Source organism: Methylomonas sp. MK1 (assembly GCF_000365425.1).
Classification (GTDB): Bacteria; Pseudomonadota; Gammaproteobacteria; order Methylococcales; family Methylomonadaceae; genus Methylomonas.
In genome coordinates, this window is record NZ_AQOV01000001.1 from 1266759 (window position 1) to 1290463 (window position 23705).

General features: G+C 49.0%; 22 protein-coding genes. 16 read left to right on the plus strand and 6 right to left on the minus strand.

The window, feature by feature from the left end; all coding sequences use genetic code 11:
• Positions 1-88 precede the first annotated feature (88 nt).
• Genes G006_RS0105880 through G006_RS0105930 form a run of 11 tightly spaced genes read left to right on the plus strand, consistent with a single transcriptional unit; the run spans position 89 to position 9740 of the window.
• Positions 89-1306, plus strand: a complete 1218-nt coding sequence (locus G006_RS0105880; RefSeq protein ID WP_026146875.1) for a type II secretion system F family protein — start codon at positions 89-91, stop codon at positions 1304-1306.
• A gap of 56 nt (positions 1307-1362) precedes the next feature.
• Positions 1363-1788: a type II secretion system major pseudopilin GspG gene (gene gspG, locus G006_RS0105885; protein WP_020482246.1), complete on the plus strand. Its 426-nt coding sequence runs from the start codon at positions 1363-1365 to the stop codon at positions 1786-1788.
• Positions 1789-2256 carry a GspH/FimT family pseudopilin gene (locus G006_RS0105890; RefSeq protein WP_020482247.1) on the plus strand — a complete coding sequence of 156 codons (468 nt, stop codon included), beginning with the start codon at positions 1789-1791 and terminating at the stop codon, positions 2254-2256. It begins immediately after the preceding gene.
• Positions 2243-2662 (plus strand): type IV pilus modification PilV family protein, encoded by a 420-nt coding sequence (locus G006_RS0105895; protein ID WP_020482248.1) that lies wholly within the window; start codon positions 2243-2245, stop codon positions 2660-2662. Before G006_RS0105890 ends, G006_RS0105895 begins: the two co-directional genes overlap by 14 nt.
• The gene (locus tag G006_RS25055) at positions 2662-3375 is read left to right on the plus strand and encodes a prepilin-type N-terminal cleavage/methylation domain-containing protein (RefSeq protein WP_033193905.1); all 714 of its coding nucleotides are present in this window, start codon (positions 2662-2664) and stop codon (positions 3373-3375) included. The genes G006_RS0105895 and G006_RS25055 overlap by 1 nt, the downstream gene beginning before the upstream one ends.
• On the plus strand, positions 3368-4348 hold the full coding sequence (locus tag G006_RS0105905) for a general secretion pathway protein GspK (RefSeq protein ID WP_020482250.1): 981 nt from the start codon (positions 3368-3370) through the stop codon (positions 4346-4348). Before G006_RS25055 ends, G006_RS0105905 begins: the two co-directional genes overlap by 8 nt.
• On the plus strand, positions 4326-5498 hold the full coding sequence (locus tag G006_RS0105910; RefSeq protein ID WP_020482251.1) for a PilN domain-containing protein: 1173 nt from the start codon (positions 4326-4328) through the stop codon (positions 5496-5498). Before G006_RS0105905 ends, G006_RS0105910 begins: the two co-directional genes overlap by 23 nt.
• Positions 5495-6073 carry a type II secretion system protein GspM gene (gene gspM / locus G006_RS0105915; protein ID WP_020482252.1) on the plus strand — a complete coding sequence of 193 codons (579 nt, stop codon included), beginning with the start codon at positions 5495-5497 and terminating at the stop codon, positions 6071-6073. The genes G006_RS0105910 and gspM overlap by 4 nt, the downstream gene beginning before the upstream one ends.
• The gene (locus tag G006_RS0105920; protein WP_020482253.1) at positions 6070-6687 is read left to right on the plus strand and encodes a hypothetical protein; all 618 of its coding nucleotides are present in this window, start codon (positions 6070-6072) and stop codon (positions 6685-6687) included. The genes gspM and G006_RS0105920 overlap by 4 nt, the downstream gene beginning before the upstream one ends.
• Positions 6677-8947, plus strand: coding sequence for a type II secretion system secretin GspD (gspD, locus tag G006_RS0105925; protein ID WP_020482254.1), 2271 nt, complete (start codon positions 6677-6679; stop codon positions 8945-8947). Before G006_RS0105920 ends, gspD begins: the two co-directional genes overlap by 11 nt.
• Positions 8948-8993: 46 nt before the next feature.
• Positions 8994-9740 carry an MgtC/SapB family protein gene (locus G006_RS0105930; protein ID WP_020482255.1) on the plus strand — a complete coding sequence of 249 codons (747 nt, stop codon included), beginning with the start codon at positions 8994-8996 and terminating at the stop codon, positions 9738-9740.
• Positions 9741-9808: 68 nt separating this feature from the next.
• On the opposite strand, the gene G006_RS0105935 is transcribed toward G006_RS0105930, so the two are convergent.
• The 3 genes from G006_RS0105935 to G006_RS0105945 form a co-directional block, all read right to left on the minus strand.
• Positions 9809-10021: a hypothetical protein gene (locus tag G006_RS0105935; RefSeq protein ID WP_020482256.1), complete on the minus strand. Its 213-nt coding sequence runs from the start codon at positions 10019-10021 to the stop codon at positions 9809-9811.
• A gap of 299 nt (positions 10022-10320) precedes the next feature.
• The gene (locus G006_RS0105940; protein WP_020482257.1) at positions 10321-11541 is read right to left on the minus strand and encodes a M20 aminoacylase family protein; all 1221 of its coding nucleotides are present in this window, start codon (positions 11539-11541) and stop codon (positions 10321-10323) included.
• Positions 11542-11559: 18 nt separating this feature from the next.
• Positions 11560-12975 carry a sigma-54 dependent transcriptional regulator gene (locus tag G006_RS0105945; RefSeq protein WP_020482258.1) on the minus strand — a complete coding sequence of 472 codons (1416 nt, stop codon included), beginning with the start codon at positions 12973-12975 and terminating at the stop codon, positions 11560-11562.
• A 228-nt stretch (positions 12976-13203) separates the two neighbouring features.
• Here G006_RS0105945 and G006_RS0105950 point away from each other — a divergent pair, with 228 nt between their 5' ends.
• Complete coding sequence (locus G006_RS0105950) at positions 13204-14448, plus strand: HlyC/CorC family transporter (protein WP_020482259.1); 1245 nt, start codon at positions 13204-13206, stop codon at positions 14446-14448.
• A gap of 204 nt (positions 14449-14652) precedes the next feature.
• Here G006_RS0105950 and corA read toward each other — a convergent pair whose 3' ends face one another.
• From corA to xrtA, 3 genes are all read right to left on the minus strand, one after another.
• The gene (gene corA, locus G006_RS0105955) at positions 14653-15930 is read right to left on the minus strand and encodes a magnesium/cobalt transporter CorA (protein ID WP_020482260.1); all 1278 of its coding nucleotides are present in this window, start codon (positions 15928-15930) and stop codon (positions 14653-14655) included.
• A 283-nt stretch (positions 15931-16213) separates the two neighbouring features.
• Entirely contained in the window at positions 16214-17614 is a 1401-nt protein-coding gene (locus G006_RS0105960) for a mannose-1-phosphate guanylyltransferase/mannose-6-phosphate isomerase (protein ID WP_026146877.1), read from the minus strand.
• Positions 17615-17766: 152 nt separating this feature from the next.
• Positions 17767-19290 (minus strand): exosortase A, encoded by a 1524-nt coding sequence (xrtA, locus tag G006_RS0105965; RefSeq protein WP_020482262.1) that lies wholly within the window; start codon positions 19288-19290, stop codon positions 17767-17769.
• Between the two features lie 260 nt (positions 19291-19550).
• On the opposite strand from xrtA, the gene G006_RS0105970 reads away from it, so the two are divergent.
• Genes G006_RS0105970 through G006_RS0105985 form a run of 4 tightly spaced genes read left to right on the plus strand, consistent with a single transcriptional unit; the run spans position 19551 to position 23688 of the window.
• A complete protein-coding gene (locus G006_RS0105970) occupies positions 19551-20789 on the plus strand; it encodes a hypothetical protein (RefSeq protein ID WP_020482263.1) in 1239 nt (412 codons plus the stop codon).
• A 36-nt stretch (positions 20790-20825) separates the two neighbouring features.
• Positions 20826-21779 (plus strand): glycosyltransferase family 2 protein, encoded by a 954-nt coding sequence (locus tag G006_RS0105975; RefSeq protein ID WP_020482264.1) that lies wholly within the window; start codon positions 20826-20828, stop codon positions 21777-21779.
• Between the two features lie 56 nt (positions 21780-21835).
• Positions 21836-23059: a glycosyltransferase family 4 protein gene (locus tag G006_RS0105980; protein WP_020482265.1), complete on the plus strand. Its 1224-nt coding sequence runs from the start codon at positions 21836-21838 to the stop codon at positions 23057-23059.
• A gap of 47 nt (positions 23060-23106) precedes the next feature.
• Positions 23107-23688: a tetratricopeptide repeat protein gene (locus G006_RS0105985; protein WP_020482266.1), complete on the plus strand. Its 582-nt coding sequence runs from the start codon at positions 23107-23109 to the stop codon at positions 23686-23688.
• The last annotated feature ends 17 nt before the right edge of the window (positions 23689-23705 follow it).

The following is a 23705-nucleotide window of genomic DNA, read 5'->3' on the forward strand; positions in this document are numbered from 1 at the left end:
AGTAACCGAGTGTCTATGTCTTGGCATTACAAAAACATTGCCAACTACCGAACCGCAAACCCAGCCAAAAAGCAAACTAAGCAAATACATGCCTTTATTCTCCTACAAAGCCGTCAACAGTCAGGGTGTCGCCGAAGACGGTGTGCGTAATGCCGCAGACGAGCAGGCCTTGCTGCTGGAATTGCAAAACCAGGGCTTAATTCCCATCCGCATTGAGTTGGCGAAGGATAAGACCTTTCTGGGGTTCAAATTAAAGTCTGCCGGGGTCAAGCTTTCCCAGAAAGAAATCGGCATGCTAACTGGAGAGCTGGCGACTTTGCTGGAATCGGGTTTGCCACTGGACCGCTCGTTGACGATTCTGATGCAGTTGACCGAAGAAAACCCGAAATTGAATAAACTGGTCGGCGAGGTGCTGGAGAAGGTCAAGGCGGGTAAAGCTTTGGCCGATGCGCTGGAAAGCCAAAGCGGCGTGTTTTCCAAGTTTTATTTGAACATGATCCGCGCCGGCGAAATGGGCGGCAATCTCGGCGGCGTATTGATGCGTTTATCCGAGTATATGGAGCGCTCGCAAGAACTGAAAGATACGGTCAGCACCGCGCTGATTTATCCGGCCATTTTATTGGTGATGTCGCTGGCATCGCTGTTCGTGATGTTAACTTTTGTGGTACCGCAATTTAAGGAAATGTTCGACAGCGCTGGCCAGGCCTTGCCGGTGCCAACTCAGATCGTCATCGGCCTGGCCGAGTTTCTGCAAAGTTATTGGTGGGTGCTGCTGATTGTTATTCTTGGCAGCGTGCAAACTATAAAATCGCAGTTGGCCGATCCGGCCGGCAAAAAAGCCTGGGACGGCCGGCTTTTGAAATTTCCGTTGTTCGGCGAGATCATCCTGACCATGGAAATAGCAAATTTCAGCCGCACCTTCGGCACTTTATTAGGCAATGGCGTGTCGATTTTAAAATCACTGGGCATAGTCCGGGAAACCGTCGGTAACATGGTGTTGGCGGATCTATTAGAAAATGCCGAAGCACAGCTCAAGCAAGGCCGGACGATGTCGGACGCGTTGGCCCAGCAAAACCTGTTTCCCAAACTGGCGGTGCAAATGATTAAAATGGGCGAGGAAACCGGCAAACTTGAGGAAATGCTGATGCGGGTTGCCACCATTTACGACAAGCAGCTAAAGACCACCATCCAGCGGATGCTGGCGCTGCTGGAACCGGCTTTGATTATTTCGTTGGGCTTGATGATAGGCGGCATCATCGTTTCCATTTTATTGGCTATTTTGAGCGTTAACGATTTGGCTGTTTAGGCCTACGGACGAATAAATTCGCCCGTACCATCCATTTAATAGAAGGAGTTTTGCAGATGAAACACACGTTACGCCGCCACGGCGGTTTTACCTTGCTGGAACTGTTGGTGGTGTTGGGCATTATCGCCATGCTGGCCGGGATTGTCGGACCGCAGGTGATGAAACATATGGGCGCCTCCAAAACCAAGGCTGCCAGAGTACAAATCGAGGATCTGGCGGCGTCGCTGGACATGTACAAACTCGACGAAGGCCGTTATCCCACAGCGCAGCAAGGTTTGGCTGCTTTAGTGGAAAGACCCGCCGACGCCAAGCGTTGGAACGGCCCTTACTTGCGCAAGGACAAAATCCCGCAAGACCCTTGGAATCAGGATTATCACTACGTCTTCCCCGGCCAGCACGGTAAGTTCGATTTGTTCAGCTATGGTGCCGATGAAAAAGAAGGCGGCGAAGGCGAAGATCAGGACATCAACAGCTGGGAATAAATGACCGCCCTGCCCGCCCGTCAACGCATGCAAGGCTTTACGCTGATCGAGTTGATCATCGTACTGCTGATTAGCGTCCTGGCTTTCGCGGTGGTCGGCAGCAATATCGGCTCCGGCAACCGCAGTACCAAGTTGCAAGCCGTCGCCAGGGATATGGCCTCGGCCCTGCGTTACGCGCACGGCCAGGCCTTAATGACGCAAAAGCCAGTCAGCGTAGCAATCGATCTGCAAGACAATAGCTACAGCATCAGCAACCGCGATAAAACTTACCCGTTTGCCGAAGACATCGACGTGTCGCTGGTGGTTGCGGAGGAAGAGTTTAGTGAAGGGGAACAGGGTAATATTCGTTTCTTCGGCGACGGTTCCTCCACCGGTGGCAGAATTACGTTGGAATGGGGCAATCAATTGCGCCGCATCGACGTCAACTGGATTACCGGCGAAGTCAGTATTTCCGATGCAGCGGCATAAAGGCTTTTCCTTACTGGAAATTCTGGTGGCTTTTTCCATCATGGCGATAGCGTTGACCGTGCTGCTGCGCATCTTCGGCACCGGCGTTAACAATGCGGTTATTTCCGAGGAATACACTATCGCCGTGCAAATCGCCGAATCGCTGATGGCCCGCACTGGCGTGGAAACCGAGCTAACAGCCGGCGAAAGTCAGGGTACGGAAGGCGATAAATACGACTGGCAAATCATCGTCAGTCCAGCGACGCCGGCGCAATCCCGTGCCAGTCTGAGAGATATGGATACCGATCAGCAAAAGCCGGCGCCAGCGCTGATGTCGGTGCGGGTAGTGGTTGCGTGGGGCGAGGATGAGCAACCGCGTGCCGTGGAACTGCATACCTTAAAGCTACAGCAACCAGGTCCTGGCTAGTGCTGTACCGTTCATCAGCAAAAGGATTTACGTTGATCGAAATGCTGATAGCCATTAGCCTGCTGGGCATCATGGTGGTCTTGCTGTTCGCCAGTTTGCGGATAGCGGCGGAAAGCTGGAACAGCGGCGAAGCCAAAATCAGCGAAGTGAATAAAAAAGCCGTGGTTTACCAATTCTTCAAACGACATTTGAGTAATACCAAACCCTTCCCTGTCATCCAGGAAAACCAACAACAAAACGATCAACAACAGGGATCGCAAGAACTGCCAAAACTGGCTTTCGAAGGCTTGCCGCAAAGCATCAGCTTTGTCTCTGCGTTGCCGGCCGCCTCGGCACGCAAGGGCTTGCAAGTGTTTCATGTCGGCCTGGACCCACAGCAGCCGTCGACCCTTAAGGTAGCTTTAACCCCTTACCGGCAAACCGAATCGATACCTACCGATGCCGAACCGGTCGTATTGTTGGAAAATTTACGGCATTTCAAAATCAGCTACTTTGGCGCATCGGCTGACAGCATTGACGGTAATGGCGCTTGGCTAGACGAATGGCAAGGACAAGCCACCGGCCAGTTACCCAAACTGGTAAAAATCAGCATCTCGCTAAATGACGACAGTTTTTGGCCGGACATGATATTTGCGTTAAAAATCAACGGCCAGCCGAATGCGGAAGCGTTGCTCGGCGAACAAAACCAACAGCCCGGCATTGCGAATGAATAGCATGCTTCGTGCACAGGCAGCCCATCGGCAAAGCGGCCTGGCGCTAGTGATCGTCATTTGGATTTTGACGCTGCTGAGCCTGATGGCCGGCAGTTTTGCATTGAGTATGCGCCGGGAAAGCAGCGTCGCGGGCGCATTGAAAAACAATGCCCAAGCACAAGCACGTGCAGAAACCGGTTTAAGTATTGCCCAATTCATGCTGCAACAGGCCGATCCCGACCAGCGTTGGCACGCGGATGGCAGCATCTATCGGATACCGGGCAACGATAGCGAAATTCGTATCAGAATTCTCGCCGAATCCGGCAAAGTCGATATCAACGCCGCCGAGGAACCCTTATTAAAGGCCTTGATTAGTTCGGTAAGCGACGACGAAAAACTCCAGCAGAATTTATTGGACGCCCTGCTGGATTGGCGGGATGCCGACGATGAACCGCGTCCGCACGGCGCCGAAAAAAAACAGTATCGGCAGGCCGGACTGGCTTATCAGCCCAGCAATCAACCTTTTCAATCCCTGGAGGAGTTGCAATTGGTGCAGGGCTTTAACGCTGATATTTTCGAGAAACTTCAACCGTGGATCACTATCTACTCCGGACAAGCGGAATTAAACTTGCGGCTGGCACCGCCGGAGTTACTGCAAATGGTTGGTGACAGCCTGAAGGAACAGAATATTCATGATGTATACTTGGACAAGCGCTTGTCGGAATCGACTTCAGCAGATGATGACACTGCCGAGCAAACCGATCCGGCATTGGCGGATGAAGAGCAAACGTATACTATTATGGTGCAAACCCTGCTGGAAGATCAGGCGACGGCCGCTATCGAAGCAGTGGTAAGAATCCAGAACCAAGACCCCAGCCAAGCGCCCTACCAAATCCTGGATTGGAAACAAGGTCAGCAAATATTGGCCTTATTCGACTCGGCCAAGGAATCCCAGCTAATTACCGTTCAAGATGAATTTACAAACCAGCATTGATTTCGATCTGAAACGTTTCTTCCAGTGGTGGGGGCGAGAATTGGCGTTTTTGGTACCGAATCGTCTCAGATCCTTGCTGACAGACCGCAGTGGCGCACTAGTATTCAGCGCCGCCGACGCGGATTTTCAAATCAATTTTTACCGCGAGGCCCAACAGCAAACCCCAATGACCTGGCGGCTGGACAGCAACATCGCGGACAGTTATCAAACCTTGAAGGCCCAACATCCGGACTTTGAAAAAGCCGAATGTATCTTACGCCTGGACCACACACAGGCACTAAAAAAGGTCGTCTATTTACCCGCTGCCGCGCAAGAGAATCTGCAGCAAGTCGTCGGCTTTGAATTGGACCGGTATACGCCGTTCAAGGCCGAGCAAGTCTATTTTGCCGCCATTCCGCGCGGCAAAACCGAGCATGGTCAAATTGAAGTATTACTGGTATTTACACCTAAAACCGTACTGGACGAGCAACTGGGCAAACTACAGGCTTTGGGGATACAGCCGGTGCGGGTGGATTTTTGCCACGCCAGCACCGTCAGCCCTGCCGATGCGCCTGACTACAATTTACTCCCGGAACGCTACCGGCCTCGTGGCAACGCCTTGGCTCAAGCCACTCACTGGCTGCTGAACAGCTTACTGTTATTATTGTTTCTGGCTGTATTGATCTGGCCGGTGTGGCAGGAAGGCCAAGCCGTCGATGTATTGAAAAATCACATCAAAACGCTGGAAAAAGAAACTCGCGTGATAGAAGAACAACAGCATGAAATCGATGCCTTACGCCAGCAAACCCAACGTTTGATAGACATTAAAACCCAGTCTCCCGCTCTGGTTGCGGTATTGAATGAACTCAGCACCTTGTTAAAAGATGACAGCTGGTTGACGCATTTTCAATTTGCAGACAAACGCCTGCAAATCCAGGGTCAATCGCCGGCCGCGTCTTCCTTGATCGGTTTGTTGGAAAGTTCCGCATATTTCAGCAATGTCAGTTTCGTATCGCCGTTGACCCAGGATAAAGCCACCGGGCGAGAGCGCTTTCAAATCAGTATGGATGTTAGCCCGCCACCCGTCGCGCCTGCTCAGGATGCCGAGGTGACAACCACCGGCGATCCCGACCCTGCCGAATCTGAGGCAAACGGAGAGTCCAAGCAATGAATGACGCGCGTTATCAACGCTGGCTGGCGCTATCACTATTGGGATTGGTGTTATTTAGCGTAATATTTCTGGTTTTGCTGCCTTTATTCAGCAGTTGGCTGGATTATCGCGAGCAAAAAAACGACCTGCTGTTTCGTTTGCAACGTCAGCAAGCTATTGTTGCTCGCCGCGACAGCGTTGCCCAAAACCTGGAATCATTGAATCAGCAATACCAGCAGCAAGGCTATCTGAGCGACAGCGACACCGAAGCGCTGGCCTCGGCCGAGTTGCAAAACATCGTCAAAACCGCGGTAACGGAAGCCGGCGGACAACTGACCAGCACACAAGGTTTGCCGGGCAAGGCCGAAGAGGATTTTGTCCGCGTCGCCGTGAAAGTGCGGATGAGCGGCAGCATCGAAGCATTGCGCGCGGTGTTGCATAGTCTGGATACCAATATGCCCTTGTTACTGGTCGATCAATTGGACATTTCCCCGGTACGCGGCGCGCGTAACCGCACTACCAACAAAATGGATCCCAGTTCTCAGTTGAATGTCAGTTTTGAAGTCATCAGCTTTATGCGAGCCAAGACCTCATGAACCAAAAGCTGATCAGATTGCAATTACTGGGTTGCGGCGCGCTGAGCCTGCTGTTGGCAGCGGAATGGACTTATAGTCAATTTACGTTAAAGCAATTGCAAACACTGCTTGAGCCGCGCCCGCAAACCGAATCCCCGGCCGAGCAACTGCCCAATATCGCCGATAATAGCGGCTCTGCGGAAACCTACAGCGATATAGTCGATAGACCTTTGTTTGTCGAAGGCCGAAAGCCTGTCGCCGAAACCAATCCGACCGATAATTTGCAAACTCAAGATTCAGGGCAAATCGACGACTGGGAGTTAATCGGCGTTTACGATAAAAATAACAAGCCGACCGCCTTGTTTAGAAAGCGCAACGAAGCCAAAAAGTTTTTAAAAATAACCGAAGAACAAAGCATATCCGGTTGGCTGCTGAAGCAAATACAAGCCGACCATGTGCTGCTTCAGCAAGGTGGCCAGGAAAAATCGGTCGTATTGAGAAAACCGCGTGCGCAAGTCAAGCCTCCCGTACCGGGTAAGCCAGCCGTACCGCCCAGACCGCCGCACCCCAACGCCGTTGCCAAACCTATAGAACCAGTACCCAATGAAAATCCCGAGAACATCAATGACAACTAAAAAAATCAACATTTCTCCAATGTTGGCGTTGGCGCTTTCCATGACCGGCTGTGAATTTATCGGCCCACAATTGCATGAAAAACTGGCTATTGCCGATAGCAAACCTGCTCAAGAAGACACCTTGTTGATCCCGGAACTGGCTAACGACGCCAATAAAAACGCCGAAAATAGAATCACCAAAGTCGAAATGTACCCTAGTGGCGAAGCGAGCATCGTCCCGCAAGCCAGCCACCACGGCGGCGGCAAAACCAGCGGTAAGGGCGAATACAGTTTGAATTTCGATGACGCCGACCTGGGCGAAGTGGCTAAAGTAATACTCAGCGACATTCTGGGCAGAAACTACACCATCAGTCCGCAAGTGGTCGGCAAAGTTACCTTGCAAACCTCCAAACCGTTAAGCAAGGACGAGCTGATCCCAACTCTGGATATGCTGTTGAGCTTGAATAATGCCGCCCTGACCGAACAAGGCGGCATGTATTTAATTAAACCGTCCAACGAAGCCTTGTACAGCAGCTCAATCAGCTCTCTGTCCGGCGCCAAGATGCCCAATGGTTATCAGGTACGGGTGATTCCGGTAAAAAATGTCGCAGCCTCGGAACTGGCGGACATATTGAAACCGCTATTGCCGGAAAAGTCGTTACTGCATGTCGATCCGAACCGCAATCTGATTTTGGTCGCCGGTTCCGGCGCGGAAATTTCTAGGGCACTGGATGTGGTCAATACCTTTGATGTCGATATATTGAAAGGCCGCTCCTTTGCTTTGTTTACCCCGGCTAACGTCAGCGCCGGCAAAATCATTGAAGAGCTGGAACAAATCTTCAACACTAAAAAGTCCAAAGACGACGAAGCCAGCTTTTTCCGGTTTATAGAGATAGAAAGGCTTAACGCGGTATTAGCCGTCACCCATCAAGCCGGTTATCTGAAGGACATTGAAAACTGGGTATTTCGGCTGGATCGGATCAACACGGCGGCAGCCGGCGGCGTGAATGTATACCGGGCGCAACATGTCAGCGCTACGGATTTGGCCGAGACCTTAAGCAATATTTTCGGTAGCGGCGGTTCCGGTAAATCCAGCAAGGCTTCCATCGCTTCCGGCCGTAAATCATTATCGGCCACCAATAAAAAGTCCGACAGCTCATCGAGTAGCAGTACGGGCGGCGCTAATCGGCAGCAGGATTCGATGAGCGATAGAACGCTTAGCGACCGAACCAAAGACAAAAACAGCAGCGGTAGCGGCGCACTCGGCGGCAGCTTAAGCAGCAGTTCGGGCGGCAGCAATAACAACGACATGCCGAATGTAAAAATCATCGCCGATGAAGGCAATAATGCGTTGATTATCGTAGCTACCGCTCAGGAGTATGCGGTGATCGAACGCGTACTAAAACAACTGGATGTACTGCCATTACAAGTAATGATTGATGCAACTATCGTCGAAGTGACACTGAAAGATGATTTGAAATACGGTTTGCAATGGTATTTCAGCCATAATAACGGTGGAAATAACGATTCAGCGGGAGGTTCCGCACAGGGCCTGAGTCTGACGAATGTTGCGAAAGATGCTATGAAAGCATTTGGGACAAGCGGATTTTCCTACGCGTTTTCCAGCGGCTCTAAGGACATTCAAGCAGTATTGAATGCCAGTGCTGTAAACAATAACGTTAATGTCATCTCGTCACCTTCCTTAATGGTATTGAACAACCAGGAAGCCACGATCAAAGTCGGCGACTCGGTGCCGATACGTTCCTCGGTTTCCAGTAATTTAAGCAGTAACAACACCAATAACGGTATTGTGCAGACCAGTTCGATCCAAATGATCGATACCGGGGTGAATTTGTCGGTCAGGCCCCGGGTAAATGCCGGTGGATTGGTGCTGATGGACATATTGCAAAGTGTGAATCAGGCTATCAAAACCACGACCAGCGACACCATCGACTCGCCCACTATTCAGAAAAGAGAAATAGAAAGCAGTGTCGCGGTACAAAGCGGCGAAACCATTGTTTTGGGCGGTTTGATCAAGGAAAACAACGACTATTTACGCGACGGCGTGCCGCTACTGCACGAGATACCATTAATCGGGCCGCTTTTCGGCGGTACGACGCGTAATAAGGACAAAACCGAACTTGTGGTCCTGCTCACCCCTCGCGTGATGAAAAGCCGCCAGGATGCTCGGGATATTACCGACGAATTCAAACGAAAACTATCGGGCATCTATTATCAAAAGCCTATCGAAATCAATGTTGACGTGGAAACGGTGCAATAGGCCCATGTCTGTAGCCCTTATCTCCCAAAAAACCGAACGGTAAAACATGAATCCAATCTCGCCGGACCGGCTGATTTCGTTTTGGTCGATTGCCCAATTGGAAGCCAGCGTGGTGATTCTAATGAATATCGTCGGAGCTCTGTTTTTGGGCATGGTAGTGGGCTACGAACGCTCCTATCACGGCCGGGCCGCCGGCATGCGCACCTATGGACTGGTGTGCATGGCCTCTGCGGCGGTAACGGTAATCGTCGGTTACCCGCAGTTCTGGTTTGGCGGCTTATTGCCGCTCACCACTACCGCCGACCCTACCCGGGTTATTCAGGGCATCGTAACGGGTATCGGTTTCTTGGGTGCCGGCGTGATCATGAAGGAAGGTCTGAACATCAGCGGTCTGACGACCGCCGCATCGATTTGGGCGTCTTCGGCCATCGGTATTTTATGTGGCGCCGGATTTTATTTCGCGGCTATTGTGTTGGCTTTAATTGCATCGGCAACCATGATATGGGGCGGGCGCATCGAAGCGGCCTTGCCTTCCCGTCATGCAGTGTCGGTAATTTTACGCTTTCAAACCGGTTATCGCCCCAATCAGACCGAGATCAATGATTTGGCAAATGTCTTGGGGTATAGATTGGCCGAAGGCTCGATTACCGTTATCAGCAATAATAAACACGAAGAGTGGCATTTGGTTTTTATTGCAACCGGTAATCATAAAATATCGATTCCTGCGATTGCTGAAAGCCTGGAACGCTGCGATTTTCTTAGCGGTTATCAAGTCGCCTTTGCCCGAAACTGAGCTTCAGGAAACAGGGAATCGATAAGATACCCTGCCTCCTCGCGGATTTTCTTAGTTGAATTGCCGGGTTATTCCAATACGTTTTTCACACACTGTCTGGCGAAAGTATTAATCGACAGCGTATCGCTTAAGTATTGGTTGAATAATCCGTTGATATCGACCGGGTTGAGATAGACATAAACGCCGCAGCCGGTTAGCGCGATAAATTGCTGACTCAGCGTTTCAACGAACAGCGTGCGTGTGTTGCTGAGTTGTGAGATTTCGTTGCTTGAGGTTTTCATGACATCCACCTAATTTGCTGGTTAAACCCAACAACCAAGCAGCATGATCCGAGCCAAATCATCTCCGACTACTCTTCAATAATCTGAACGCAAACGGGAAACCGTCCAAGTGCCCCAAAAGGCCTGCTGTCTGTAATTCAAAAACAATTTAGACTGATTCTTTCCTTGGGTTAATGCTTTAAAGGGAACCACTTTTCCCATGAGCTATATATGGAAAACTGCGTACTGACATGGCAATTTTGTCGCAAAAACTGCCAGAGTTGTCACAGAACTGGCATTTTCAGGTCGTTTGGCAGCCATTATTCGGCTGGCAGACAGGCTTCCACCAATCTCACCCAATAAGTCGCTCCTAAGGGCAAAATATCATCGTTAAAATCGTAACTGGTGTTATGCAGGGTACAAGGACCGGCGCCATGACCAACACTACGATGATCGCCTGAGCCGTTGCCGATGAAGCAGTAGCTACCGGGTAACTTTTGCAGCATAAACGCAAAATCTTCGGCACCCATCGTAGCTTTTTGCTCCAAAACATGCCGGTCGCCGACGATAGAGGTCATTACGCTACGAGACGTTTCGACTGCCTCACGGTGATTAACAGTCGGCGGATAGCTACGTTTAAATTCAAAATCAGATTCCATCCCATGTGCCAAACAAATATGCCGGGCAATTTCCCGCATACGGGTTTCAATCAAATCCAGTAGTTGATTGGAGAATGTGCGCACCGTACCGGCCAATTCGCAGGCATCGGCGATGATGTTGGTCGCCTCGCCCGCATGCACCATGGTTACTGAAATCAAACCGTTATCCAAGGGATTGGCACTGCGAGTCAGGATGGTTTGAAACGCCATAATCATTTGCGCCGCCACCGGCACCGGGTCCAAGCCTAAATGCGGCAATGCCGCATGACAGCCCTTGCCGCGGATGACGATGCGAAAGGTATTCAAGGATGCCATGACCGGTCCGGGACTGACGGCAAAATGTCCCGCCGGCAACTCCGGCCAATTGTGCATACCGTAAACCGCCTGCATCGGAAACAATTCGCACAGGCCGTCCTTGATCATCTCATCGGCGCCGCCACCGCCCTCTTCCGCCGGTTGAAATATCAGATAGACGGTACCGTCAAAATGACGCTGGATTGCCAAATATTGCGCCGCAGCCAAGAGCATGGCGGTATGACCGTCATGCCCACAGCCATGCATTTTGCCTGGGTACCGTGATGCATGCGCAAAGCTGTTGGTCTCGTGCATAGGTAAGGCGTCCATATCAGCACGCAAGCCGATAGCCTTATCGGAACTCCCTGCTTTGATAATTCCCACTACGCCGGTTTTACCCAAGCCGCGATGAATAGGAATCCCCCATTCAGTCAACTTTGCCGCGACCAGCTCGGCGGTACGCACTTCCTCGAAGCACAACTCCGGGTGGGCGTGTATATCGCGGCGCAATTCGCGGATACCGGCAATATTGGCTGCAATTTCCGGTATCAGAACAGCTGGCAACGATTCAGCATGGAGTGTATTCATTGGGAAGTAAAAACCGGTCTAAGCCGCATCGGTTTTGCGCAGCTTTTCCACGAGCGTAGTTCTGCGCATGTTCAGCAGTTTGGCGGCATGGGCGACAACGCCATTACATTCCTCCAACGCTTGACGGATCAATTCGTTCTCAAGATCGGTCAGGTACTCCTTAAGATCGATACCTTGCTCCGGTAAATGTACTGCCGTGACAGCGCCAGGGGTCGGCATCGCCAGCGCTTCCCGCTCGGCCGGCCGCACGATGTGAATGTCTTGCTCGGGCATTGATATCTGCACGCCTTCCGGCACTTCATAAGCCTGAAACTTTTCCGGCAAATCGCCGACATCGACACTAGCATCCGGACTAATGATAGCCAAACGCTCGATCAAATTTGACAGCTCTCGGACGTTACCGGGCCAACTATGCTGCATCAAGGTGGCAATTGCGCGGGGCAATAAACTGACGGTTCCCCTATTGGCGGCTTCCATGCGGGCAACCAAATCGTTGATTAAATAAGGTATATCTTCCGCTCTTTCCCGCAAGGCAGGCACTTCGATCGGAAACACATTCAGACGGTAAAATAAATCCTCGCGAAAGCGCTTTTCGGCGATTTCTTGTTCCAGGTGGCGATGCGTCGCGGCAATAATCCGCACATCGCAATGGATGGTTTTATTACTACCGACGCGCTCGAAGGTGCGTTCCTGCAATACTCTTAACAACTTAACCTGCATCGGCATCGGCATATCACCGATTTCATCCAAAAACAGCGTACCGCCTTCCGCCATTTCGAAACGACCTTGCCGCGAAGTCAACGCGCCGGTAAATGCGCCCTTCTCGTGACCGAACAATTCGCTTTCCAGGAGTTCACCGGGAATAGCGCCGCAATTGACCGGCACGAATGGCCTGTCTCGCCGCGCAGAGGCACGATGTAGCGCTTGCGCCACGACTTCCTTACCTGTGCCGGATTCGCCGAGAATAAGCACCGTGGCGTCGGATTTGGCGACTTGATCGATTTGAGCGCGGGTTTTTTGAATGGCCTTACTTTTACCTGCCAAGCCTTTATCCGGTAGAGACTTCTTAGTGGATTGAGCGGGCTGCGGCAAGCTATCCAACAATTGAATCAACTGCGGGTAAACAGTCGGCCACTCCAAGGTTTTGTTGACCATTTGTTGAATTGCACTCACTACTTGCGGCCCACCCGCGTCCACCAGCAAAATCACAGGAATATCGCCAACGCTTTCGGTGACCGTTTTGATCAAGCTGGCTTGTTTATCGCCACCGCCGCCGACAAACACGGCATCGAAACCGTCATGTTCACGGAGCACCGCTTCGAATTCGCTGCTGACAACCGTCTCCACCCTATATTCCAAAAACCGGAGGATACATTCCACTTGCAGACTGCGGTGGGTGTTGTCATCAATGAGCAAAATTTCTGGCAAAGCCATGCGTATAATCTCTGCAAACTACGTTGTTTTAAGGCGGAAGGGGGTTGCTGATTTTAAGTTAAGCATCGAATCCGGTTATTGTCAAAATGGCCCCATTTCAAGCTATTGCATAGTTTAGTTCATGTTGTTTACATCGATTGACTATTAAACGACCCAATTTTGCAGCTTGACAAATTTTCCACAACATAGAAACTAGCTCAATGTTTAACAGCCAAGAGCCCCGTTGCCTTGAACGACATATCCTTAAGTATACTGTTCGGTATACTGGCAGCCTTACTGATCATTTCAGCTTTTTTTTCCGGTTCTGAAACCGCCTTGATGACGCTGAACCGTTATCGGTTGCAGCATTTGGTGAAAAAAAATCACAAGGGAGCTATTAAAGCCCATCAACTCCTCAAAAGGCCGGACCGTTTGCTAGGCCTGATCCTGCTGGGCAACAATTTTGTCAATATCCTGGCATCGTCCTTAACAACTTTGATTGCCATCCGCGTTAGCGGAGATAACGCCATAGCCCCGGCTATCGGCCTGCTGACATTCGGCATGCTGGTATTTTCCGAAGTGACCCCAAAAACCTTGGGCGCCCTCAAACCCGAGTTACTGGCGTTACTGTCCTCCTGGATTTACATTCCATTGTTAAAGATATTTTATCCCTTGGTATGGGTGATTAACGCTATATCCAGCCTGTTATTGTGGCCGTTCGGTATTAAAAGCACGAGTAATACGGCTATCGAATCACTTAATAAAGACGAGTTAAAAAGCATCGTGTCTGATGCCAATCATTTACCGACGCGCTATCAAAACATGCTGTTGAGTATTTTAGATCTGGAATCCGCCAGTGTTACCGACATCATGACCCATCGCAATGAAATTGTTGGCATTGATCTGGAAGAATCGGTAGAAGATATTATCAAGCAGCTACAAAATAGCCCGCATACTCGCCTACCGGTATACAAAAAAAATATAGACCGAGTGATAGGTTTTCTACATTTACGTACGATTTTAGCGCAAATTAGTGATCCTGATTTTGACAAACACAATATCACCAACAGCCTATCCAAGCCTTTCTTCATTCCGGCCAGCACCTCGATTCATAAACAAATGCAAATCTTTAAGGCCGAAAAACTCCGTATTGGCTTAGTGGTCGACGAATATGGCGACGTACAGGGATTAGTGACGCTCGACGACTTATTGCAAGAGATTGTCGGTGAATTGGTCTCGGAAGAACCCGATATAACAATGCAAAAAGACGGTAGCTATCTGGTGGATGCCGGCGTAACCATCCGCGAGCTCAATCGCATCACGCACTGGGATTTACCCACCGAAGGTCCGAAAACCTTAAATGGCCTGGTAATCGAATACATGGAAACCATTCCGGAGCCGGGCACCAGCGTCAAATTACATGGGCACGTCATTGAAATAATTAAGCGCGATGAAAACGCAATCAAGCTGATTAAATTCAATCCCAAACGCTGACCAAAATTTATTTTAGGCAAAAAAAAGGCAGTTATTTTTAATAACCGCCTTAGAAGCAATAGGAAGAAATATAACGCAACTTTTAACTATCAAACCGAACGAAAAAGCTAGGTTAATGATAGTGGCGAAAATTTCAAATTCAAATGTGGCATATTGTCGCAGGCTGCATTTGAGCTTTAAATGGGCCAGAGGTATGCCAATCGCTCATCTCAACCAACCCTTCCTTTTAAAGAAAATAAACGGCAACAATACCGAGACAGTCATCAATCCGAGTGCAAAAGGATAGCCAAGCATCCACTGCAATTCCGGCATATTCTCAAAGTTCATACCGTAAATACTGGCAATCAAGGTGGGCGGCAACATTGCCACCGAAGCCACCGAGAAAATTTTAATCACTTTATTTTGATTAATATTGATAAAACCGACCGTGGCATCCATCAGGAAGTTGATCTTGTCGAACAAAAACGCTGTATGGCTATTAAGTGATTCTATATCGCGCAAAATTTGCTGCGCATCTTCCAACTGCGTGGTATTCAGCAGTTTGCGGCGAATCAAAAACGACACGGCGCGCTGAGTATCCAGCATATTCCGGCGGATTCGACCATTTAAATCCTCCTCTTCGGCAATATCGGTCAAAATATCCGCGGCTTCTTCGTCGCTAATATCCTGACTTAATACTTTTTTGCTGACAATTTCCAACTGTTCGTAAATATTCTCCAGCGCATCCGCGGAATACTCGGCTTCGGCACCGTATAAATCCAGCAACATATCCTTGCAATCCGAGACAAAGCCCGGCTGCGTGCGTGCGCGTAAACGCTGTAAACGAAATACGGGCAATTCTTCACTACGTACCGAAAACAGCATATCTCCGCGCAATATGAATGCGACCGGTACACTGCGCGACTTGCCTTCGCGATCCAGTAAAAAATCCGAATGTATATGAATTTCGTGCTGATCCTCGACGTAGAACCGGGCGCTGGCTTCCAAATCGGTCAAATCCAGGGGGTCCGGCAACTCCAGGCCATAATGTTGCCCGATAAGCAGCCGCTGCGCCTTGCTTGGCGCCAACAAATCGATCCAGATCGGCTTGATGGCGTACAAATCGTGGCGGCAGGTGATAGCGACCTTAGCGAGGCGACCTTCGACCAACTCGAATGCACTCATTTGCCCCACGCCACAATGCGGCTCTCGGTCGCCGACCAATTCCTCGCGCAAGGTATCGGACAATTCCCAAAGCACATCGTCCTGCCTGGATTCCTCGACCTGCTGCCAGACCAAGTTAGCATCCTCCAGGTCCAGAGCATGCAGAATTTGCCCTATTTCGATAGCAGACAGCCGCGCCAACAGACTACGCAGTTCCACCATGTGCTGCTTTTGTACCAAAGCAGTGATCAGCTTACGGCGCGGCATAGGCTGATTGTTCAGCATGCCTTCGACAAGCTTATGTTTTTTCAACAAATCGTTGATTGTTTGCAGCGACAAGAGCAACTCCGGAATAAAGCAAGCACCAAATTTTTTATTCGGCGGGTATAAAACGGCTAACTTTAAACCAAAACGCTGACAAAAAATCCTTCGCCGCTCTTCGTTGAACGGCGAACTTCAGTAAATTTAGACAAAAACACTTAATTTTGGTGATACATCGAACGATAGACTCATGCAAATCATCTGTTCACAATGGCCGAGTAATGCCGTTTGGCAGATGATTTATACGAGATGCAGTCGTCAAAAAGCGCATCTTGGCGCCGCGATAGCAGACCATTCCGAGTTAAATACGGCCGTATTGATCTTCGTAACGGACGATATCGTCTTCGCCGAGATAGCTGCCGGACTGGACTTCCACCATTTCCAACGGAATCACTCCCGGATTCTCCAGACTGTGAATAACACCCAAGGGTATGTAAATAGATTCGTTTTCGGTAACCAAAATTTTCTCACCGTTTTTATCCACCCAGGCAGTGCCTTTGACGACAACCCAATGCTCGGCGCGGTGATGATGCTTTTGCACAGATAATTTCGCACCAGGCTTCACGACTATACGCTTGGTTTGATGGCGCTCACCGGCATCGACTAAATCGTAATGCCCCCATGGCCTGTAAACCTTACGATGCACGCTGGCTTCACTGCGTTTCAATTTTTTCAGTTGATCGACTACTTCCTTGACGTCTTGCACCCTATCCTTCGCGGCAATCATGACCGCATCGTCAGTTTCGACCACCACCAAATTATCCACACCGATCACCGCTACCAGTTTGTTGGCCGAGTGAATATAGGAATTGCAAGTATCTACCGTCAACACATCGCCTTTGATGGCATTGCCGGCAGCGTCTTTATCGGTTACATCCCAAAGTGCGGACCAGGAACCGACATCGTTCCATTCCGCATCCAACGGGATCACCACCGCCTTATCGGTTTTTTCCATCACGGCGTAGTCGATGGAATCGGACGGGCACGTCGAAAAAATCTGCTTATCCAAACGCACAAAATCCAAATCGGGTTTTGCCGCCCGCAAGGCTTCCCTGCAAACCTCCAGCATTTCCGGATTGTATTTTTCTAACTCACGTAAAAAACAACCGGCTTTAAACGCGAACATGCCGCTGTTCCAGAAATATTCGCCACTTTCCAGATAGCGCTGCGCGGTTTGCAAATCGGGCTTTTCTACAAATGCAGCTACCTTATAAGCTTCGCCATAACGGGTATCACCGCGCTTGATGTAGCCATAGCCGGTTTCCGGCTCGGTCGCGACGATTCCAAACGTTACCAAAAGATCCTGTTTCGCCAACAATTCGGCTTGAACCACCGCGCGATGAAAAGCTGCGCGATTACCGACCACATGGTCAGCCGGCAAAATCAACAACACATCGTCTTCGGAGCGTGCACTCAATGCAGCCATCGCTACGGCCGGTGCGGTATTTTTGCCGACAGGCTCCAAAATAATGGCAGCAGGTTTGATTCCGATTTCCCGCATTTGCTCTGCGAGCATAAATCGATGATCTTCATTACAAACCGCAATTGGGGCTTGTAAGCCGGCAACGCCATCAAGCCTTAAAATGGTTTCCTGAAGCATGGTGTTGCCGGACACCAAGGGTAAAAATTGCTTAGGATACTGACCACGAGACAAAGGCCATAGCCGAGTTCCTGAACCGCCTGATAATACTACCGGGATCATAATGTCGTTTTCCTTACTGGCTGAATGAAAATGGGTTGGGCTAGTCTAACATTTAGTTGACTGCTGGGGTCAAGCCTTGGATTAGGCAATTTAAGCCGAAAATTTGCCCATTCGTTTTCATTGAATTGTCACAATAAACTCGGCGCAGCCTTTTAACGACAACAGGCTACCGCGAGCTGTTTCAATTTTTGCCGGGCCAAATCGTAATCGCCATCCGGGGTTTCGGTATACAACACTATAAGCAACTCAGCGGATGCGTCACCTGACAATCGTTTCAGCAATTGCCACCATTTAGCCAGATAGGCATTGGCAGTACTTTTGTCGCCAACCCGGTACCAACGCTCGACCAACAAACTCCGATGCGTACTGTTTAGCACCGCTTCTTCAATATCGCCGTTTTTATCAGCTGCCCACTGCATCGCAATGACGTCGTCATGCAGCATCCGCCATACCGGATGTTTTTGCGGGACCAGATAATTTTGCGAATTGACCAGTTCACCACCTTGGGTTTCATCGCCAAAATTGGCAAAATACATACCGGCTGTCGTTTGACCATCGCTTAGATAAACTTTGGCATCCGCCACCACGCCCTTAAAACTAGGCTCCCAAGCCCAATCGGGCGCTGCAACCGGCTGCCAATCAGGCAAAGACGGCCGGCTAAGGCGCTCGGGTACATCGATGTGAGCGGCCTGTAGTGCGGATAAGCCTTGTGACACAAAGGGCCAAATGAAAACGCATAAAGCGGTTATCGTTAAGGCCGGCCAATAATGTTTGTAAACCGTTGCAGAATCAGCAAGATTGGAGTCACACGCCAAATCTGGGGTTGATGCGGCGGCCGCCCCTGCATCCTTATCGTGCCAAAAAGAGCCAAAATAAAACAATCCAAACATGACAATCCCAAAAAACACCCAGCCGTAAACGATGTGATCCACTCCCGCAGCCAGTTTCATGTCACTGAAATGGCCAATCATCACAATCAAATAGGCGCGCAGACCGTTAGCTAAAATCGGGACCAAGAAGGAGAGCGTAATGAAGATGGTCCGCTTCTTGTAACTGCTGTAATTTAGATACGCATATACCGAACCAAGTGTTAGCGATGAAATCAAATAACGTAAACCACTGCATCCCTCTACCACCGACCAATTACCCGAGGTTAGCGTAAAAAACAAGCCTTCCCGGTAGACACTCATTCCCGTTAGCCTTATCAGCGTAACAACAAAGGTGGCGGTGTATTCCATTAAAGGCGGAATAAACGCTTCCCCGAATGGCACCATCAAAAATAAAAATACTATCGGAAATAACATTTGCGAGATGACATGACTGCCAAGCGTAGCCCAAAAACCACCGACCAAAACACCAACCACTGCCCATTGCTGAATCACCGCAACATGCACCAAATCGGCAATTAACCAGCCAAATCCGCTGACGACGATAAACAACAAACCTAATCTACTGAAAGCCGGCCGTAAATCTCGATAGTGCTCCCGGCGCGACCAAACCAACCAAAGACTAACCGGAGCCACTAAAAAACCGTGCGTGAATGTGTCCGATCGAGACCAAATAGCGACAATTGCTGCCCAAGTCTCAAAAAAAGCCGCTACTGAAACCAGTGTAACCAACACGACGCCCAGCAGCGGTTTACGCCAGTGATCAGGCAGTCCTAAAGCTTTTAACATTCTATTTCCTCTGCTATTTAGAGTTTTGTTATGGTTACTCAACTACGAACGCCCGCGTCGTCTGTATGCTATTGAGCCTAGACTCATTCCAAAGTTTAGCGAATTGCTATTTATCGCTGCTATCATAAGCCAGCTAATATATCGACCACGTTTAAAGTTTGTGCTGTAGTTTTCAGCTAGTTCGCGAATCTCTGCTACGATGAAAGTTCGGTACGCTGGTCGACCGAATATTCAGGCTTTTTAATTATTAAACAAAATCTATGGTAGTTCTGTTTTTTTTAGGTTTCTGGCTGGCCTGCCTTACCGCCTTATGGCTGTGGAAAAAAACCCTATTTATCGCTACCTGGCGTGAGCCCTATTTTGCCGATACGCCGGTTTTAATCGAAAGCGACGACTGGGGTCCAGGTGGCGACTTCCACGCAGCACGTTTAACACAGCTTCTCTCCATGCTGGCTCAACACAAAGACTCTGTGAACCGCTCTGCGATACTTACCGCCGATATGGTCTTGGCCGTTCCGGATTTAGCAAAGATCGAATCCACGGGCCAGTACCACAGACGCATGCTGGACAAAGACTTCCCGGCCATTTTTGAAGCCCTACAACAAGGCATACAGCAAGACACTTTAGTGCCGCAACTACATGGCATGGAACATCTAAACGGCAAGGCTTTCGCCGAATTATGCCGTCAGCAAGACCCCCGCCTCGCAACCGCCCGTGCAAGCAAGGATTGGTGGGACTGGGAAAAACTGGATTCGCCGCTACAAGGCCATTATGTAGACGGAAGCAATTTACCGACCAAAGCCATTAACGCTAAGGATGCCAATTCACTGGTCGCAAATGCCATGCAATGTTTTACCAGCATGTTCGGCTATCCCAGCCTCAGCACGGTCGCCCCGTGCTATTTATGGAACGATGAGATTGAACAAAGTTGGCAACAGCAAAATATCATCGCCATTCAAACTGCCGGCTACCGCTGTACCGGGCGCGATGAAACCGGACATTATTTTCAGGATCCTCCGCTGATTCGGGTCGGCAATACCAATCGTTTGGCACAACTGTACCTGGTTCGTAACGTAATGTACGAACCAGTTGACGGCAAAAACACACCGGCTAGCGCATTTGCCGAAGCTGAAATTGCTTATCGCCAAGCCCTGCCTGTGAGTATTTCCACGCATCGCTACAATTACACGCGATCAGAGGACGAATGCCAACAGGCTATAGGTGGATTAGACCATCTTTTAGGGCAAATCAGGGCGAATTTGCCCAACGTTCGCTTCTTGGCGTCCCCAGAACTTGGCGAATTCTTGCAAAACAAAACCGACAATATCGTTAATCGTTTCAATCAGCGTCAATGGCCAACAATTAGGTTAGCTGCTACTTACCGTAAAACCGGTGCATTTCTATACCGTCTATACTATCGGCATAGAAAATTAGCGCTGATCGGTTATTGCACCGGATTAATTGTACCGGCGTGGTTGATTTGCAAAACCAGTTCATAATAATTCTAAAGTATCGAAAATTTTGATTAGCCAAAAATGAAAATCAGCGCCGTCATTCCAGCGTATAACAGCGCGAAATTCATTCGTGCCGCCATCAACAGCATTCAGGCGCAAACCAGCAAAGTTGAAGAAATCATCGTGGTGGATGATGGCTCAACGGACAACACCGAACAAGTCGTTGAGGAGTTTGCCAATGCCGTCATTTGTCACAAACAAGTCAATCAAGGCCCGTCCGCCGCGCGCAATAAAGGCATAGAATTGGCTAACGGTGACTGGATTGCATTTCTGGATGCCGATGATCAATGGACAGTGGACAAAACCACCAAGCAAATCCAAGCACTGCAACGTAATCCGGAACTCCACCTGATTGCCGGCGACATGACGGAAATCGACAACGACGACCAACTGCTAACCCAATCTGTGTTAGCCAAACATCAAATGCTGGAAAATTTCCAACATCTAGCCGGAAAGCCAGTTCCCAACGCCCTTGCCGCTCTAATGAAGAAAAACTTTATACCGACGGGTACCGTTTTGGTGAAGCGCCAAACCTTGCTTGAAGCAGGCATGTTCAATACCGAGATTCGCTATGGCGAGGACTTGGAATTGTGGGCAAAAATTGCCACGTTTCACCCAGTAACCTGCCTTCCCGACATTTTGATGTTGCGCCGTCAGCACGGCGACAATGCCACCCAAGCCAGCGAACGTATGTTAGTTGACTTGACCAAGGTCACTGAGTCTATTCGGAACTTTGCCTCACCCCAGCTAATTGCCCAAGGCGTTTCGCCAAATAGTTTAGTGGCGGAAGCGCAATGGACGCTTGGCTACTGGTATTTTAGCGGCGGAAATAATGCCAAAGCCAGAGAGGCATTTAAAAGAGGCCTTTCCCAAAATTTGACACTTAACAATCTACTCTATCTGATCTTCAGCATCTTGCCAGCCAGCTTAATTAATGCGTTACGTGTCACTAAACAAAAATTCGCAAAATCCTGAGTATATGAGAATATTCCCTAACGCTTTCTACGCTGATATTGCCAAATTCTGATTCCATGCCGACCAATAACCTCCCAAAAAGAATTATCTATGTCGAGAACGGAATTGGTTATGGTGGCGCCATTATCTGTTTGAGGCATTTAGTCAGAAATCTTGATCGGGGCCGCTTTCTACCTCTTGTAATTACAGGACGCAACGGTCCGCAATATCAGGAGATTGCCGATGAAGCCTTATGGAAACACATCCCGGACCGTCATATAGACATCGTGGCGTGGCGTACAAAAGCCGAATCGGCACAATGGTTAAACAAAGTCCCACTACTTAGGTTTTGCGTTAATCAGCTAATCGCCAGAAGCGACGACTTATTTAATTTTTTACCGTTTTTTCTCCACTTGCTTTGGACTGCATGGCGGTTCAAAGCCGACCTAATCCATGCCAACAACGAGCCACTTTGTAACAGAGCAGCACTATTGGTAGCCAAAATTTTGCGCATCCCCAGTATTTGCCACGTCCGTGGTAACCCTGACGGACCGCATTCGGCGCGTTGGGCGTATACCTTGCCTGATCATTTCATATCGGTCTCTAGTTGGGTTGCAAGCAGCATGAAGCAACATTTAGGTATACCAGAAGAAAAAATAACCGTTGTGTATGATGGTATCGATCTGTGCAAACTAGATGTGCATAGCGAAGGCCGGTTATTCAGGGAACAGTTTAATATCCCGAAGGACGCCTTTACCGTTGGCTTAGTCGGCTTATTAATCCCATGGAAAGGACAGGAGTTGTTCATTAAAGCAGCAAAGATTTTACAATCCAAAATCCCAAAATTAAAAATGATTATCATAGGAGGCACTCCCAATGATTGCATTGAATATGAGCAGATGCTTAAAAGACAAGTGCTTACTGATAACTTAACTGATGTTTTAATATTTACCGGCCATATTGGAAAAATGGAAACAGCCTATAATGGATTGGATATTGTTGCATCTGCGTCAACGGAACCCGAACCCTTAGGAACAGTGGTAATAGAGTCAATGGCGATGGGACGTCCTTTAATAGGCCCAAATCATGGAGGCGCGGCGGAAATGCTCACTCATGATGAAAATGGCATATTATTTGAAGCCGGTAGTCCAACACAATTCGCTGATTCAGTACTAAGACTCTATAAACACCCCACATTCGCAAAAAACTTAGGTGGACATGCACAAAAAAAGGCTTTTGAAGTTTTCTCAGTAACCACTCATGCCAATAAAATCCAAGAAATTTATACCAAATATTTCTAAAAAGATGGCGACTGATATTAGCAAAACTAATTAATAGCGTATAGCCAATGAAAATCAAAACTATAAAACTAATACTTTTTGCAAAACTCCTCATCTTACCCATCTACGCTCGCGCAGATTATCCTAAGAATGACCTTGATTTTGCCGGCCTACCTGAATTTTGTGCACCAATTCTAAGCCCAAAACTCCAGGGTAGCTCTGCACAAAAATTATGGGGACAGCGATTAAGTGGATTTGACGGCCCACATCATTATTGCGCTGGGCTTTTTACATATAACTTGGCGTGGAAAACATCTGACAAGTGGGAAAGAGCATCTAAACTTAATGCTGCCCTAACAGAGCTTACTTACCCATTAGACCATCATTTCAATCCACAAAACCCCTTGTCAGCGAAACTAATGTACGACATCGCCAAGGTATATGAGGCCAAAGAGGAATATGATAGCGCAATGGAACACTATCAAAAATCTATAGAGCTTAACCCTAAAATTTGGATACCTTACGCAGCGCTAAGTGATTTGCAAAAAAAACTAAACAATCCAAAAGGGGCGTTAGACACCATACAAAATGGCTTAAAACATAAACCAGATTCAAAACCGCTTTTGAAACGGCTCAACAAATTAAAGTAACAGTTCCTCTAAATTAA

Coding starts and splice junctions, on each gene's coding strand:
- G006_RS0105880 (WP_026146875.1), top strand. CDS start 89: ATGCCTTTATTCTCCTACAAAGCCGTCAACAGTCAGGGTGTCGCCGAA.
- gspG (WP_020482246.1), top strand. CDS start 1,363: ATGAAACACACGTTACGCCGCCACGGCGGTTTTACCTTGCTGGAACTG.
- G006_RS0105890 (WP_020482247.1), top strand. CDS start 1,789: ATGACCGCCCTGCCCGCCCGTCAACGCATGCAAGGCTTTACGCTGATC.
- G006_RS0105895 (WP_020482248.1), top strand. CDS start 2,243: ATGCAGCGGCATAAAGGCTTTTCCTTACTGGAAATTCTGGTGGCTTTT.
- G006_RS0105905 (WP_020482250.1), top strand. CDS start 3,368: ATGAATAGCATGCTTCGTGCACAGGCAGCCCATCGGCAAAGCGGCCTG.
- G006_RS0105910 (WP_020482251.1), top strand. CDS start 4,326: ATGAATTTACAAACCAGCATTGATTTCGATCTGAAACGTTTCTTCCAG.
- gspM (WP_020482252.1), top strand. CDS start 5,495: ATGAATGACGCGCGTTATCAACGCTGGCTGGCGCTATCACTATTGGGA.
- G006_RS0105920 (WP_020482253.1), top strand. CDS start 6,070: ATGAACCAAAAGCTGATCAGATTGCAATTACTGGGTTGCGGCGCGCTG.
- gspD (WP_020482254.1), top strand. CDS start 6,677: ATGACAACTAAAAAAATCAACATTTCTCCAATGTTGGCGTTGGCGCTT.
- G006_RS0105930 (WP_020482255.1), top strand. CDS start 8,994: ATGAATCCAATCTCGCCGGACCGGCTGATTTCGTTTTGGTCGATTGCC.
- G006_RS0105935 (WP_020482256.1), bottom strand. CDS start 10,021: ATGAAAACCTCAAGCAACGAAATCTCACAACTCAGCAACACACGCACG.
- G006_RS0105940 (WP_020482257.1), bottom strand. CDS start 11,541: ATGAATACACTCCATGCTGAATCGTTGCCAGCTGTTCTGATACCGGAA.
- G006_RS0105945 (WP_020482258.1), bottom strand. CDS start 12,975: ATGGCTTTGCCAGAAATTTTGCTCATTGATGACAACACCCACCGCAGT.
- G006_RS0105960 (WP_026146877.1), bottom strand. CDS start 17,614: ATGATCCCGGTAGTATTATCAGGCGGTTCAGGAACTCGGCTATGGCCT.
- xrtA (WP_020482262.1), bottom strand. CDS start 19,290: ATGTTAAAAGCTTTAGGACTGCCTGATCACTGGCGTAAACCGCTGCTG.
- G006_RS0105970 (WP_020482263.1), top strand. CDS start 19,551: ATGGTAGTTCTGTTTTTTTTAGGTTTCTGGCTGGCCTGCCTTACCGCC.
- G006_RS0105975 (WP_020482264.1), top strand. CDS start 20,826: ATGAAAATCAGCGCCGTCATTCCAGCGTATAACAGCGCGAAATTCATT.
- G006_RS0105980 (WP_020482265.1), top strand. CDS start 21,836: ATGCCGACCAATAACCTCCCAAAAAGAATTATCTATGTCGAGAACGGA.
- G006_RS0105985 (WP_020482266.1), top strand. CDS start 23,107: ATGAAAATCAAAACTATAAAACTAATACTTTTTGCAAAACTCCTCATC.